Origin of the sequence: Pseudomonas sp. MS19, assembly GCF_013277615.1 — a bacterium.
GTDB classification, from domain to species: Bacteria; Pseudomonadota; Gammaproteobacteria; order Pseudomonadales; family Pseudomonadaceae; genus Aquipseudomonas; species Aquipseudomonas marincola.
The window spans coordinates 50,322-65,422 of sequence record NZ_VBTO01000013.1 but is presented as its reverse complement, the minus strand read 5'-3'; the positions used below and the strand labels follow the sequence as shown (position 1 = coordinate 65,422).

The following is a 15,101-nucleotide window of genomic DNA, read 5'->3' as shown; positions in this document are numbered from 1 at the left end:
ATGCAATAGCGCCGTGCGCAACGGCCGTGTGAGGGTGCAACTGGCAAACCGCAGATCCGCTCTGCCAAATCGCCGGCTTGGCACAATCTCGCGGAGGCCGATCCGCCACAACTGCCTTTACGTCGCCCGTTAAAGCCCTCATTCCATAGCGCAAGTAGCCATGCACGAACAGTATCAGCCACGCGAAATCGAAGCCGCCGCGCAATCCCAGTGGGACGCGCAGAAATCCTTTGTAGTGAGTGAACAGCCAGGCAAGGAAACATTCTATTGCCTGTCGATGTTCCCCTACCCGAGCGGCAAGTTGCACATGGGCCACGTGCGCAACTACACCATCGGTGACGTGATTGCCCGCTACCAGCGTATGCAGGGCAAGAACGTACTGCAGCCGATGGGCTGGGACGCCTTTGGCATGCCGGCGGAAAACGCCGCCATGAAGAACAAGGTCGCGCCAGCCAAGTGGACCTACGAAAACATCGATTACATGAAGACCCAGCTCAAAAGCCTGGGCCTGGCCATCGATTGGTCGCGTGAAGTCACCACCTGCAAGCCTGACTACTACCGTTGGGAGCAGTGGCTGTTCACCCGCCTGTTCGAAAAAGGCGTGATCTACCGTAAAAACGGTAGCGTGAACTGGGACCCGGTCGACCAGACCGTTCTGGCGAACGAGCAGGTTATCGACGGTCGCGGCTGGCGCAGTGGCGCGCTGATCGAGAAGCGCGAAATCCCGATGTACTACTTCAAGATCACCGCTTATGCGGATGAACTCTTGACCAGTCTTGATGAACTGGATGGCTGGCCTGAGCAGGTCAAAACCATGCAGCGCAACTGGATCGGCAAATCGCGCGGCATGGAAGTCTGCTTCCCGTACGATACTGCCAGCATTGGCAGCAGCGGCGAGCTGAAAGTCTTTACCACCCGCCCGGACACCCTGATGGGCGCAACCTATGTTGCCGTTGCTGCCGAGCACCCGCTCGCCACTCAGGCGGCGCAGGGCAACCCTGAACTGCAGGCGTTCATTGATGAATGCAAGCGTGGCGGCGTAGCTGAAGCTGACATCGCCACTCAGGAAAAGAAAGGCATGCCGACGGCTTTGCTGGTCGAGCATCCGCTGACTGGCGAGAAGCTGCCGGTGTGGGTCGCCAACTACGTGCTTATGCATTACGGCGACGGCGCAGTGATGGCGGTACCGGCTCACGACGAGCGCGATTTCGAGTTCGCCACCAAGTACAACCTGCCGATCAAGGCAGTGGTTCGTACCAGCGCCGGTGACGAAACCGTAGCCCCGTGGCAAGAAGCCTATGGCGAGCACGGCGAGCTGATCAATTCCGGTGATTTCAACGGCCTCGACTTCGCTGGCGCTTTCGACGCTATCGAAGTGGCTCTGCTGAAAAAGAACCTGGGCAAATCCCGCACCCAGTTCCGCCTGCGTGACTGGGGCATCAGCCGTCAGCGTTACTGGGGCTGCCCGATCCCGATCGTACACTGCGATACTTGCGGTGACGTACCGGTGCCGGAAGACCAGTTGCCTGTCGTACTGCCTGAAGATGTAGTGCCGGACGGTGCAGGTTCGCCATTGGCGCGCATGCCTGAATTCTACGAGTGCAGCTGCCCGAAATGCGGCGCACCGGCCAAGCGCGAAACCGACACCATGGACACTTTCGTCGAGTCGTCCTGGTACTTCGCCCGCTACGCGTCGCCAAACTACACCGGCGGCATGGTTGATCCGGCTGCAGCCAATCACTGGTTGCCGGTTGACCAGTACATCGGCGGCATCGAACACGCCATTTTGCACCTGCTGTATGCGCGCTTCTTCCACAAGCTGATGCGTGACGAAGGCCTGCTCAACTCTAACGAGCCGTTCAAGAACCTGCTGACTCAGGGCATGGTTGTCGCGGACACTTACTACCGCACTACCGATAACGGCGGCAAAGACTGGTTCAACCCGGCCGACGTCGAAATCGAGCGTGACGGCAAGGGCAAGGTCACTGCGGCCAAGCTCAAGTCGGACGGCCTGCCGGTTGAAATCGGCGGCACCGAGAAGATGTCCAAGTCGAAGAACAACGGCGTCGACCCGCAAGCCATGATTGACCAGTACGGCGCGGATACCTGCCGTCTGTTCATGATGTTTGCATCGCCACCCGACATGAGCCTCGAATGGTCCGACTCGGGCGTTGAAGGCGCGAACCGCTTCCTGCGCCGTGTTTGGCGTCTGGCTCAGGCCCACGTCAGTGCCGGTCTGCCGGGCGCCAAGCTGCAAGGTGAGCTGAGCGATGCACAGAAAGAAGTGCGCCGCGCCATTCACCTGGCCATCAAACAAGCGACTCAGGACATTGGCCAGCATCACAAATTCAACACGGCGATTGCTGCCGTGATGACGCTGATGAACGTGCTGGAGAAAGCGCCTAACAGCGCCGATCAGGACCGTGCGCTGATGCAGGAAGGTATTGAAACAGTAGCCCTGCTGCTGGCACCGATCACCCCGCACATCAGCCATGAGCTGTGGCAGCAACTGGGCCACGAAGGCGCCGCCATCGACGCACAATGGCCGCCGCTTGATGAATCAGCGCTGGTGCAAGACACCCTGACGCTGGTGATTCAGGTGAACGGCAAGCTGCGCGGGCAAATTGAAATGCCGGCCTCGGCCAGCCGCGAAGAGATCGAAGCACAAGCACGTGCCAATGAAGGCGTGCTGCGCTTTACCGAAGGCCTGAGCATCCGCAAAGTGATTGTGGTGCCAGGTAAACTGGTCAATATTGTCGCCAACTGATAAAGCTTGGCGCGCGTTTCAACACGCGCGCCAGGCAGCTTGTTTAGGGGATACAAAGATGCTGAAACGGAACCTGTTGGTCATTGGCTTGAGCACCCTCCTCGGCGCCTGCGGCTTTCAACTGCGCGGCACGGGTGTGGAGCACTATGCGCTTGACGAACTTAATGTCACCGCGCGCAATGCCTACGGCCCGCTGGCCAAAGATGTTGAGGAAATGCTCGAGAACAACGGCGTCAAGGTCCACGCGAGTGCGCCCTACACGCTGGTGCTGGCCAATGAGCGCGAATCACAGCGCACTGCCAGCTACACAAGCTCTGCGCGCAGCGCCGAAATTCAGCTGACCAGTGCGCTCGATTACGAGATCCGCGGCAGCAATGATCTGCTGCTGATGAACAACCAGCTCGAAGTCCAAAGCTACTTCGTGCAGGACGGCAACAACCTGGCCGGCTCCGATCAGGAATCCAGCCAGCAACGCGAAGAAATGCGCCGTGATCTGGTCCGCCAGTTGTCACAACGCCTGCAGCAAATCACCCCAGCCGAACTGGATCAGTTGCAGCAAACCGCGCAAGCCAATGCTGAGGCCGAAGCACAAGCACTCGAAGCCTCCAAGCAGAAGCGCGCCGCACAGCCGCAACAGTCGCCAATCGAACTCAATGTGCCTGCAACCGCACCTTGAGGCGTGAGCCCTGATCGCAGATGAAACTGGCCCCGGCACAACTCGGCAAACACCTACAGGGCAACCTTGCACCTGTTTACGTAGTCAGCGGCGATGAGCCGCTGCTCTGCCAGGAAGCCTGCGACGCTATTCGCGCGGCAACGCGCGAGCAAGGCTTCAGTGAGCGCCAGGTATTCAATGCCGAAGCCAACTACGATTGGGGCAACTTGTTGCAGGCAGGCGCCAGCCTGTCGTTGTTTGCTGAGAAGCGTCTGCTCGAACTGCGAATCCCCAACGGTAAACCCAGCGACAAAGGCGCAGCGCTGCTTGAGTATCTGGCCCGCCCCGCTGAAGACACCGTGCTGCTGATCAGCCTGCCCAAGCTCGACGGCAATACCCAGAAAAGCAAATGGGCCAAGGCGCTGATCGACGGCAAGGATGTGCAGTTCATGCAGATCTGGCCGGTAGACAGCAACCAGCTGGCTTCATGGATTCGCCAGCGCATGGCCCAAGCCGGGCTTAGCGCGACTCAGGAAGCGGTGGAAATGATTGCCGTGCGCGTCGAGGGCAACCTGCTCGCCGCTGCTCAGGAAATCGAAAAACTAAAACTGCTGGCTGAAGGCGATCAGGTCGATGCCAGCACCGTTCACGCGGCGGTTGCCGACAGTGCGCGTTTCGACGTATTCGGCCTTATCGACGCGGTGCTCAACGGCGAAGCCGCACATGCGCTGCGCATGCTCGAAGGCCTGCGCGGAGAAGGTGTCGAGCCGCCGGTAATCCTCTGGGCACTGGCCCGCGAATTACGTGTGCTGGCGACCATTGCGCATCAGCACAGCCATCAGAATATCCCGCTCGACAAAGCGTTCAGCTCTGCACGCCCCCCCGTTTGGGACAAACGTCGCCCACTGGTTAGCAAGGCCTTGCAGCGCCACAGCGCCGAGCGTCTGGCTGGCATGCTGCAAGATGCTCAGCGCATTGATGCGCAAATCAAAGGCCAGGCTGCTGGCGATGCGTGGAGCGGGCTTAGCCTGCTGACACTCAGCTTGTGCGGCAAACGCCTGAGCATCAGTGGCGCCACTGCCTTCTGAAAACGGCCCAACGCCACCACCAGAACCTTACCTCTGGACAATAATTGAACAGCCGCGCATTATTCGCAGCTGTTCGATCCAGCCGTATGAGGACAATCATGGCTAAGAAAACCAGTAATGGCCGTCACCGCGCCAAATCAATCATCGCCCAGCCACTGTTTCGCAGCCAGCAGCAGAAACCGAAAAAAGGCAAAGGCAGTTACCAACGCGAAGCCTCCCAGCAAAACTGGGAGGCTTCATTCGTTATGGCTGCTTGAAATACCCGCTACAGACCGCATGCAGACGCATTCGTGATATCGTAGCTGCTCGCAAAACGTGCTGAGATCGCTATGCCAAATCTGTTTTTCCGTGGCCTGAGCCACACTGCAATAGTGAGCACAATGCTGCTCTTGGGCGCATGCTCCGAGGCCCCGGCTCAACCGCTGGCGGCATCGACTGGCGTGCAGCAGGAGAAAACGACTGCCAGCCCGACTATCACTCGTGCTGAAGAACCCACACCGCAATTGAGCTTCAGCGAGTGGCGCGACCTGCTGCGCAGTGATGCGATGGCCGCTGGTGTTTCCCCGCAGGTATTCGACCGCGCCTTTGCCGGCATTACCCCGAACCCATCGGTTATCAGAGCCGACAGCAGCCAACCGGAATTCTCCCGTCCCGTGTGGGAATACATCGAAGGTGCGGTGTCATCACAGCGCGTCGATCAGGGCCGTAGCTTGCTGGCCAAAGAACGCCTGACCCTCGACAAGATCGAGCAGCGTTATCAGGTTAACCGTGAAACGCTGGTTGCGATCTGGGGCATGGAGAGCAACTTCGGCGGCAATATTGGCAACTTCAATGTGGTGCGCTCATTGGCGACCCTCGCCTATGAAGGCCGCCGCCAGGTGTTCTGGCGCAGCCAGTTGCTGGCCGTGTTGCAGATTCTCCAACATGGCGATGTCAGCCCGGAGAAACTCGTGGGCTCATGGGCCGGCGCGATGGGCCAGACCCAGTTCATGCCAACAACCTACAACGAACATGCAGTCGACTTTGACGGCGACGGCAAACGCGACGTCTGGTATTCCTCGGCAGACGCGCTGGGTTCCGCTGCCCATTACCTGCAACAGTCCGGCTGGAAATTCAATCAACCCTGGGGCTTTGAAGTTCGTCTGCCGAGCGAGTTCGATTATTCGCATGCAGCGCCAGAAGTCAGCAGAACCCTGAGCCAGTGGCAAACCCTTGGCGTACGCCCGGCGTTCGGCAGCATGCCGAGCGTAAACGCTGATGCCAAAGCCTCCTTGCTGTTACCGGCTGGCCATCGCGGCCCGGCATTTCTGGTGTTCAGCAACTTCCGCAGTATTTTGCGCTACAACAACTCGACCTCATACGCCTTGGCGATTGGCCTGCTCAGCGACGCCCTGCGCGGCGCACCGGGCATTCGCGCCACTTGGCCAAAGGATGACCGCCAACTCGGCCGCCACGAGCGTATAGAGTTGCAAGAGCTGCTGGCGCGCAAGGGCTTCGAGCCGGGCAAGGCCGATGGCATTATAGGCGCCAACACCCGCAAAGCCGTGCGTGAGTTCCAGCAACAGCAAGGCGAGCCCGCCGATGGCTATCCGAGCTTTGAGCTGCTGCAACAATTGCGTAAGTAACCAACTGCCTGACGGATAAGCCTCAGGTTTATCCGTCATTGCGCAGCGCACTTCAACCCTGCTCTGCGCTGAATCACTGCCACAAAAAAGGCGACCCGAAGGTCGCCATTTTTGTGGGGCTCATAACGCTCTGATCAAATCAAAGACGTTTTCTTGGCCTCTTTTGCTTCGTGCGCTTGCTGATCCGCATGATACGAAGAACGCACCAGCGGGCCCGAGGCGACGTTCTTGAAGCCCATCTTCAGGCCTTCTTCGGCAAACCAGGCAAATACGTCCGGGTGCACAAAGCGCTGCACCGGCAAGTGGTTGCGCGAAGGTTGCAGGTACTGGCCGAGGGTCAGCATATCGACGTCGTGTTCGCGCATGCGCTTCATGACTTCGATAACTTCTTCGTCGGTCTCACCCAGGCCGAGCATCAGGCCCGATTTGGTTGGTACGCCCGGAACCAACTCCTTGAACTTCTGCAGCAGGTCCAACGACCACTCGAAGTCCGAACCCGGACGCGCGGCTTTGTACAGGCGCGGTACGGTTTCAAGGTTGTGGTTGAACACATCTGGCGGCTCGTTGCCGGTAATCGCCAGCGCTACGTCCATACGGCCACGGTAGTCGGGAACCAGTGTTTCAAGCTGCACGTTTGGCGACAGCTTGCGGATTTCACGCAGGCAATCCACGAAGTGCTGAGCACCGCCGTCACGCAGGTCGTCACGGTCTACAGAAGTGATAACCACGTATTTGAGCTTGAGGTCGGCAATGGCCACCGCAAGGTTCTTCGGCTCATCAACATCCAATGGCTTCGGACGGCCATGGCCGACGTCGCAGAACGGGCAGCGACGGGTGCAGATGTCACCCATGATCATGAATGTCGCGGTACCGCCCGAGAAGCATTCGCCGAGGTTCGGGCAGGAAGCTTCTTCACAGACGCTGTGCAGCTTGTGCTTGCGCAGCAGTTGCTTGATACGGTCGACTTCCGGCGAAACCGGAATGCGTACACGAATCCAGTCAGGCTTTTTCGGCAGTTCATCAGTCGGGATGATTTTTACCGGAATGCGCGCCATTTTCTCTGCGCCGCGCAGCTTTACACCTACCTCAACTTTGGCCGGTTTGCCGGCTGTTTCCACAGTGCTCATCAGTCAATTCCGCCCGCGAGGGTCTTCTGTTCTGCGTAGTCGAGGTGTTTGACGAGCTGGTCACGCAGCCGGGCACTAACCTCGGAGAATTCTATTGGTGTGTCGACACAGTCTTTCAACTGGGTCATCGCAAGCCCGGCATAACCGCAGGGGTTTATGCGCTGGAAAGGCTGCAGATCCATGTCGACATTCAGGGCCAGGCCATGAAACGAGCAACCGTTACGGATACGCAAGCCGAGGGATGCGACTTTCGCGCCGTCGACATAAACGCCTGGCGCATCTGGCTTGGCATAAGCCGTGACATTGTAACTGGCCAGCGTCTCTATCAGGCTTTGCTCGATACGGCTGACCAACTGGCGCACGCCCATGGTCGAGCGGCGAACATCCAGCATCAGGTAAGCCACCAGTTGGCCGGGGCCATGATAGGTTACCTGGCCACCCCGGTCGACCTGAACCACCGGAATGTCACCCGGAAACAGGACATGTTCGGCTTTACCCGCCTGGCCCTGGGTGAACACGGCATTGTGTTGCAACAACCAGATTTCGTCTGTCGTATCCGCGTTGCGGGTGTCCGTGAAGTGCTGCATGGCGTGCCACACAGGTTCATAGTCGAGCAGCCCCAGCTCGCGAAATCCGACCTGGCTCATCACAACACCATGTGTACGCGGCCCGTCGCACGCAGGTCGACATGAATCGCCTGCAGTTGCTCAACGCCGGTCGCGGTGATCAGTACCTGCACAGAAATAAAGCGACCGTTGCGGCTGTCGCGCATCACGGCAGTGCTGGTATCAAAGTCAGGCGCGTGGCGCTGAACCACTTCAATAATCAGATCCAGGAATCCGTCGCCAGCATCACCAATCACTTTGATCGGATAACGCTCGCAGGGAAACTCGATTTTAGGTGCAGCAGTTTCAGTATCAGTCATGGCATCCAGAGGCTTGTGGCCCGTCCAGAGATGCGCGCACCGTGTAGGCGCGCGCACGCTAATATCAGTTGAACAATCCGTAGAAGAATAGACGAATGCTATCCCACACACGGCGGAAGAAGCCACCTTCGTCGACAGCTTCCAGCGCGACCAGATCTGCGCTGTGGACAACCTTGTCACCTTGTTTGACTTCAACTTTACCGATCACGTCACCTTGAGCGATAGGTGCCATGAGCTGCGGGTTGACCGTCATGCTGGCCTGCAGTTGATCAAGCTGACCTTTTGGCAGGGTCAGGGTCAGGTCTTTGGCCAGACCGGCTTTGATTTGACGCGCATTGCCTTTCCAGACGTCAGCTGCAGTCAGCTCAGCACCCTTCTTGTAGAACGTACGGGTTTCGAAGAAGCGGAAACCGTAAGTCAGCAGCTTCTGTGTTTCGGCAGCGCGAGCTTGTTCGCTGTTGGTACCGAATACCACGGCGATCAGGCGCATGCCATCACGTACAGCAGAGGCAACCAGGCAGTAGCCGGCTTCTTCGGTATGGCCGGTTTTCAGGCCATCAACGGTTTTGTCGCGCCACAGCAGCAGGTTGCGGTTAGGCTGCTTGATGTTGTTCCAGAGAAACTCTTTCTGCGAGTAAATCTCGTAGTGCGCCGGATCTTCGTAAATGATCGCGCGAGCCAGACGGGCCATGTCGTGCGCCGACGAGTAGTGATCCGGGTTAGGCAGACCCGTCGCGTTCATGAAGTGACTTTCGGTCATGCCCAGGGTTTTCGCGGTGTTGTTCATCATGTCGGCGAACGCGTCTTCGCTGCCGGCAATGTGCTCGGCCACTGCAACGCTGGCGTCGTTACCCGACTGGATGATGATGCCGTGCAGCAGGTCTTTCAGGGCAACCTGAGTGTTGACCTTGACGAACATCCGCGAACCGCCAGTGCGCCAGGCGTGCTCACTGATGGTGACCGGGTCTTCTTCGCTGATCTGGCCCTTGTTGATTTCCAGCGTCGCAATGTACGCGGTCATCAGCTTGGTCAGGCTGGCAGGCGGCAGGCGCTGATCACCCTGGTTCTCGACCAGAACCTGACCGCTCTCGGCGTCCATCAGGACATAAGACTTGGCGGCCAATTGCGGAGACGCCGGAATGGCCATCTGGGCAGCCCAGACAGCTGGCGTGGTAAGCAGCAGGAGTGACAACAGGGCGCGGTGGGTAAAACGGGTGATATTCATCTGTCTCTCAAGGTTGCTGATGGTCGAACTGGCCCGAATGGGCTGATTTGAGTAACGCTGCAGCGCAGAGTCTGCGCTGCACAGGTCTTGCTTAGTCAGGCGAACGGGCAATTAGTGCCCCGCCGCTACTCCGGCTTAACCAACCGGGGCTGGCCCAGGTTGGCCAAGCGAATACTGTCCTGCATTTGTTCAGCCTCGCCCGGGCTGCTGATCGGCCCCAGGCGTACGCGGTGCAGTATCTTCTGGTTTTGCACCACTGAGCTGATAAACACGGGCGCAGCCACTGTTGTGCTCAGCTTGTCCTTGAGTAGCTCCGCAGCGTCCGGATTGGCGAAGGCTCCCACTTGGAGATACAGGCCAGAGGCTGCGACTGAAGCGTTTTTTTTTGAGTCAATCTCGACCGGGAGCGTGGCGGCAGCATGCTGGGTTACCGGCGGCGAGTATTGCTCGATGGGCTCGGCAGATACCTGAGCAATGGTCTTTGGCGTCGAAGGCTGAGTCGGCAGCGCCATCATCGACGGCGCGCGCTTACCCTGCTGAGCCCACCATTTTTCCGGGTCGATGCCTTCAACCTTGACCTGCGCAGTGCCTTTTTCGGCGTAGCCGAGCTTTTTCGCCGCGGCAAACGACAAGTCGATAATCCGGTCGGAGTAGAACGGGCCGCGGTCGTTGACCCGCACGATCACACTCTTGCCGTTTTCAAGGTTGGTGACGCGCACGTAACTCGGCAGCGGCAAGGTTTTATGCGCCGCACTCATGGCGTACAAGTCGTAGGTTTCGCCGTTGGCGGTCGCCTGGCCGTGGAACTTGGTACCGTACCAGGAAGCGGGGCCGACTGCCTTGTATGACGTCGAATCGCTTAACGGGAAGTACTTCTTGCCGAACACCGTGTAGGGGCTGGCTTTGTAGGCACCGTTATGAACGGTGGGGACAGCATCCTGAATGCGCGAGATGTCGACATCCCACCAAGGCGCGCCGTCACGATGCGGGCGATTGTAGTCGCTCGGCCCGGACAATCCGCCGCCACTCGATACACTTGGCGCAGTGGGCTGCGGTGCACGGCTGGAAGTACAGCTCGCGACCAGCAATGTGGTCACCGCGAACGCCGCAAGCTTGTACCGACGTTGAGACATCAGTTGCCCCCCTTGGCTTCCACCAGCAGCTCTGCCAACTGGTTGACGGCCATTGCATACATCACGCTGCGGTTATAGCGCGTAATAACATAGAAATTCGGCAAACCCATCCAGTACTCATCCCCTGCAGCACCTTCAAGGCGGAAAGCCGTTACCGGCAATTCGTCGTCCAGCTTATCAGCGCTGGTCCATCCAAGGCTACGCAGTTCTGCAACATTCATCACCGGGTCGAGTGCCGGGGTCAGGCCCTGATCGACTTTATCGCCGCTGACGCTGGCTTTGCTGGCAACTGCCTCACCCGCCAACCAGCCATGCTGCTTGAAGTAACTGGCAACGCTGCCGATGGCATCGTCCGGGTCGGTCCAGATATTGATATGGCCGTCACCGTCAAAGTCGACCGCGTAGGCGCGAAAGCTGCTCGGCATAAACTGCGGCAAGCCCATTGCACCGGCGTACGAGCCTTTGAGGGTCAGCGGATCGACCTGCTCTTCACGCGCCAGCATGAGGAACTCGCGCAATTCCTTGCGGAAGAACGGCGCACGCGCCGGGTAATCGAATGCCAGCGTCGACAAGGCGTCCATCACGCGGTAGTTGCCGGTGTTGCCGCCGTAGAAGGTCTCGACGCCAATAATCGCGACAATAAACTGCGCAGGCACGCCGTAAGTCTGCTCGGCACGGGTCAGCGCGGCTTCGTGCTGACGCCAGAAGTCCACACCACGGGCGATCCGCGAGTCAGTGATGAAGATCGGCCGGTACTCTTTCCACGGTTTTACCCGCTCGGCAGGCCGCGAAATCGCATCAATAATCGATTGCTTGCGATTGACCTGGGCAAATAGCGCCGTCAGTTGCTTGTTGGAAAATCCGTAATCGCGCGCCATCTCCGTGATGAACCCATCCACTTCGGGGGTTCCCTGGTAGTCCGCAGCAGCAACTTGCTGAGCCATACCAAACGCACCAACCAAACCTAGCCAATGCGCATGCCTAACAGCCCAGCGACGCAGTATTTGCATTAAATTATTAACCCCAATTAAACCTGTGCAATCCACTTACGGTGGGTGTGGATCGACATCAAAACCCCAAAACCTGACAACAACGTGATCAGCGAAGTCCCGCCATAGCTGATAAATGGCAATGGCACCCCCACCACAGGTAACAACCCGCTCACCATCCCGATGTTGACGAATACGTAGACGAAGAACGTCATTGTCCAAGCGCCGGCCATGAGCTTACCGAACAGCGTCTGCGCTTGCACGGTAATCACCAGCCCGCGGCAGATTAATAAGAGATAAACCAGTAACAGCAAGCAAACGCCGACCAGACCGAACTCTTCGGCAAGCACCGCAATAATAAAGTCGGTATGGCTTTCCGGCAAAAAATCCAGATGCGACTGTGTCCCCATCAACCAGCCCTTACCCAGCACACCGCCGGAACCAATCGCCGCTTTCGACTGAATGATGTTCCAGCCGCTGCCCAGCGGATCGCTCTCGGGATTTAGGAAGGTCAGTACGCGTTGCTTCTGATACTGATGCAGCACAAAGAACCACATGGCCACCGCCACCGGCACCAGCGCCGCGGCTGCGCCGAGAATCCAGCGCCACTGCAAGCCCGCCATGAACATCACGAAGGCGCCGGAAGTGACCACCAGCAGCGAGGTGCCGAGATCCGGCTGAACCAGAATCAACACCACCGGGACGCCGATTAGCATCAAACACACAAAAATATGCTTGAGGCTCGGCGGCAGGCTGCGTTTAGACAGATACCAGGCCATGGTCGCCGGCATGATGATTTTCATGAACTCGGACGGCTGGAAGCGAATAACCCCGGGAATATTGATCCAGCGAGTGGCACCCATGGCGTTATGACCCATGACATCCACCACGAACAGCAACGCCACGCCGCCGACGTAGGCCAGTGGCACCCAGCGCGCCATGAAGCGAGGCTCGATCTGGGCAATGATCACCATCGCCACCAGACCGATACCGAATGACGACGCTTGCTTCATCAGCAGATCAATGTTTTTGCCGCTGGCGGAATACAGAATGAACAAGCTGCCCGTGGCCAGGATCAGCAACAGCAATAGCAGGATTCCGTCCAGGTGCATGCGCTGCAGCAGGCTCGCGCGGCGGCGCAGAACGTCTTCATCGGACAGGGTACGATCGAAACCATTACTCATTTTTGGTCTGCGCCTCTACCGCGGGAGCTGCAACTTGCGGCGCATATTCCGCCTTGAGCTGGCCGTTTTCATCCAGCAGCCAGGCGTCCATCACCTCTTTCATGACCGGCGCGGCAACACCCGAGCCAGACTCACCGTTCTCAACCATTACGGCCACGGCGATTTCCGGGTCACTTGCCGGCGCAAAACCGACGAACAGGGCGTGGTCACGGTGACGCTCACGCACCTTGCTGCGGTCGTATTTCTCACCCTGCTTGATCGCCACAACCTGCGCGGTACCGCTCTTACCGGCGATCCGGTACGCTGAGGCAGCACCGATTTTACGTGCCGTGCCGCGTGCGCCGTTGACGACTTCTTCCATGCCATGACGTGCGTAATCCCAATATTTGGGATCGCGCAGCACAATGTCTTCGACTGGATTTTCATCCACAGGCGGTACGTCGCCGACAGTTTTTGCCAGATGCGGACGAATCCACTTGCCCTTGCTCGCCACCAGCGACACGGCCTGCGCCAACTGCAAAGGCGTTGTTTGCATGTAGCCCTGACCGATACCCAGAATTAGGGTTTCGCCCGGATACCAGGCTTGGCGATAGCGCGAGCGCTTCCAGTCTCGCGAAGGCATCAAGCCTGCGGTTTCTTCGAACATATCCAGTGAGACACGCTGACCCAGACCAAATTTGGTCATGTAATCATGCATGCGATCGATGCCCAGCTTGTGCGCCAAATCGTAAAAATACGTGTCATTGGAACGCATCAGCGCGGTATCCATGTCCACCCAGCCGTCGCCGTAACGGTTCCAGTTACGGTATTTGTGGGTGTTATTCGGTAACTGATAGAAACCCGGATCGAAAACCCGTGAGTTCGGCGTCACCACGCCTGCATCGAGACCGGCAATGGCCATCATCGGTTTGATAGTCGAGCCTGGCGGATACAGGCCGCGCAGCACCCGGTTGAACAGCGGCCGGTCAATCGAGTCGCGCAGTTCCGCGTAGGCCTTGAAGCTGATCCCGGTCACGAACGGGTTCGGATCGAAGCTCGGCTGACTGACCATCGCCAGCACCTCGCCGGTCTTCGGCTGAATCGCCACAATCGCGCCACGACGTCCGCCGAGGGCCTTTTCTGCCGCAGCCTGGAGTTTGATATCCAGGGTCAGAACGATGTCTTCGCCCGGTTTTGGGTCGGTATGGTTGAGCACCCGCAAAACGCGGCCCCGCGCGTTGGTTTCGACTTCTTCGTAGCCGACCTCACCGTGCAGCTGATCTTCATAGTAACGTTCGATACCGGTTTTACCGATGTGGTGAGTGCCGCTGTACTGCACCGGGTCGAGCTTTTTCAGTTCTGCTTCGTTGATCCGGCCGACATATCCCACCGAGTGGGCAAAGTGTTCGCCTTGTGGATAATGGCGCACCAACTGAGCCGAAACATCCACGCCCGGCAACTGAAACTGGTTAATCGCTAGCCGTGCGATCTGCTCTTCGGTCAGCTCAAACAATACCGGCACCGGCTCAAACGGACGCCGCCCCTGCCGCACGCGCTTCTCAAACAGCTCGCGGTCATCGGCCGTCAGCCCCAGCACGTCGACGATTACGTCGAGCACATGCTCCCAATCCCCGGCACGCTCACGTGTCAGGGTCAGGCTGAAACTGGGACGGTTATCGGCGATCAGAACGCCGTTGCGGTCATAGATCAGGCCGCGGTTAGGCGGGATCGGCTGAACATGCACACGGTTGTTTTCGGACAGCGTCGAGTGGTACTCGTACTGCACCACTTGCAAGTAATAGAGGCGGCTGATGAGCACCATGATCAGCGCCACAATCACTGCTCCACCGACCATCGCGCGCCGACGAATCAGGCGTGCGTCTTTTTCATGGTCCTTTAGGCGAATCGGTTGAGGCATCGGCGACTGCTGACTACTTGTGATAAGGGTGGCCGGACAACACTGTCCAAGCCCGGTAAACCTGTTCGCCAATCAGGATACGCACCAGCGGGTGCGGCAAAGTCAGTGGCGACAACGACCAACGCTGCTCACTGCGCGCCTGAACTTCAGGCGCGAGCCCTTCCGGCCCACCGACCATCAGGTTGACTGTGCGCGAATCGAGTCGCCATTTGTCCAGCTCAACCGCCAACTGCTCGGTGCTCCATGGCCGACCTTCGACCTCAAGCGTAACGATGCGTTCACCCGGCTGAACCTTGGCCAGCATGGCTTCACCTTCCTGGCGAATCATGCGGGCCACATCAGCATTCTTGCTGCGGGTGGTAAGCGGGATCTCGATCAGGTCCAGCGACAGCTCGGCCGGCATACGCTTGGCGTACTCCTGCCAGCCGTCTTCGACCCAACGCGGCATCTTCGAGCCAACAGCGATCAATTTGATGCGCACAGCAG

Annotated in this window: 14 protein-coding genes; 5 read left to right on the top strand and 9 right to left on the bottom strand. The window is 58.5% G+C overall.

Annotated features, from left to right (window positions below; translation table 11 throughout):
• Positions 1 to 160 precede the first annotated feature (160 nt).
• The 5 genes from leuS (at position 161) to FEZ62_RS13600 (ending at position 6,135) form a co-directional block, all read left to right on the top strand.
• On the top strand, positions 161 to 2,767 hold the full coding sequence (gene leuS / locus FEZ62_RS13620; protein WP_172928203.1) for a leucine--tRNA ligase: 2,607 nt from the start codon (positions 161 to 163) through the stop codon (positions 2,765 to 2,767).
• Positions 2,768 to 2,825: 58 nt separating this feature from the next.
• Positions 2,826 to 3,443, top strand: coding sequence for an LPS assembly lipoprotein LptE (lptE, locus tag FEZ62_RS13615; protein ID WP_069900757.1), 618 nt, complete (start codon positions 2,826 to 2,828; stop codon positions 3,441 to 3,443).
• A gap of 20 nt (positions 3,444 to 3,463) precedes the next feature.
• Positions 3,464 to 4,510 carry a DNA polymerase III subunit delta gene (holA, locus tag FEZ62_RS13610; RefSeq protein ID WP_090514709.1) on the top strand — a complete coding sequence of 349 codons (1,047 nt, stop codon included), beginning with the start codon at positions 3,464 to 3,466 and terminating at the stop codon, positions 4,508 to 4,510.
• Positions 4,511 to 4,608: 98 nt separating this feature from the next.
• Complete coding sequence (gene arfA / locus FEZ62_RS13605) at positions 4,609 to 4,767, top strand: alternative ribosome rescue factor ArfA (RefSeq protein WP_069900755.1); 159 nt, start codon at positions 4,609 to 4,611, stop codon at positions 4,765 to 4,767.
• 72 nt (positions 4,768 to 4,839) lie between these two features.
• Positions 4,840 to 6,135 carry a lytic murein transglycosylase gene (locus FEZ62_RS13600; RefSeq protein ID WP_150547543.1) on the top strand — a complete coding sequence of 432 codons (1,296 nt, stop codon included), beginning with the start codon at positions 4,840 to 4,842 and terminating at the stop codon, positions 6,133 to 6,135.
• A gap of 134 nt (positions 6,136 to 6,269) precedes the next feature.
• On the opposite strand, the gene lipA is transcribed toward FEZ62_RS13600, so the two are convergent.
• From lipA to rlmH, 9 genes are all read right to left on the bottom strand, one after another.
• Positions 6,270 to 7,262, bottom strand: coding sequence for a lipoyl synthase (gene lipA / locus FEZ62_RS13595; RefSeq protein ID WP_172928200.1), 993 nt, complete (start codon positions 7,260 to 7,262; stop codon positions 6,270 to 6,272).
• On the bottom strand, positions 7,262 to 7,912 hold the full coding sequence (lipB, locus tag FEZ62_RS13590; protein ID WP_172928198.1) for a lipoyl(octanoyl) transferase LipB: 651 nt from the start codon (positions 7,910 to 7,912) through the stop codon (positions 7,262 to 7,264). Before lipB ends, lipA begins: the two co-directional genes overlap by 1 nt.
• Positions 7,909 to 8,187: a DUF493 domain-containing protein gene (locus FEZ62_RS13585; protein WP_069900751.1), complete on the bottom strand. Its 279-nt coding sequence runs from the start codon at positions 8,185 to 8,187 to the stop codon at positions 7,909 to 7,911. The genes lipB and FEZ62_RS13585 overlap by 4 nt, the downstream gene beginning before the upstream one ends.
• A gap of 64 nt (positions 8,188 to 8,251) precedes the next feature.
• Positions 8,252 to 9,412 carry a D-alanyl-D-alanine carboxypeptidase family protein gene (locus tag FEZ62_RS13580; protein WP_069900750.1) on the bottom strand — a complete coding sequence of 387 codons (1,161 nt, stop codon included), beginning with the start codon at positions 9,410 to 9,412 and terminating at the stop codon, positions 8,252 to 8,254.
• 125 nt (positions 9,413 to 9,537) lie between these two features.
• Positions 9,538 to 10,545: a septal ring lytic transglycosylase RlpA family protein gene (locus FEZ62_RS13575; protein ID WP_090514702.1), complete on the bottom strand. Its 1,008-nt coding sequence runs from the start codon at positions 10,543 to 10,545 to the stop codon at positions 9,538 to 9,540.
• Complete coding sequence (gene mltB / locus FEZ62_RS13570) at positions 10,545 to 11,555, bottom strand: lytic murein transglycosylase B (protein ID WP_090514699.1); 1,011 nt, start codon at positions 11,553 to 11,555, stop codon at positions 10,545 to 10,547. The genes FEZ62_RS13575 and mltB overlap by 1 nt, the downstream gene beginning before the upstream one ends.
• Before the next feature lie 17 nt (positions 11,556 to 11,572).
• Positions 11,573 to 12,676, bottom strand: a complete 1,104-nt coding sequence (rodA, locus tag FEZ62_RS13565) for a rod shape-determining protein RodA (protein ID WP_170827776.1) — start codon at positions 12,674 to 12,676, stop codon at positions 11,573 to 11,575.
• 34 nt (positions 12,677 to 12,710) lie between these two features.
• The gene (gene mrdA, locus FEZ62_RS13560; protein ID WP_172928196.1) at positions 12,711 to 14,615 is read right to left on the bottom strand and encodes a penicillin-binding protein 2; all 1,905 of its coding nucleotides are present in this window, start codon (positions 14,613 to 14,615) and stop codon (positions 12,711 to 12,713) included.
• A 13-nt stretch (positions 14,616 to 14,628) separates the two neighbouring features.
• On the bottom strand, positions 14,629 to 15,096 hold the full coding sequence (rlmH, locus tag FEZ62_RS13555; protein ID WP_069900745.1) for a 23S rRNA (pseudouridine(1915)-N(3))-methyltransferase RlmH: 468 nt from the start codon (positions 15,094 to 15,096) through the stop codon (positions 14,629 to 14,631).
• Between the last annotated feature and the right edge of the window lie 5 nt (positions 15,097 to 15,101).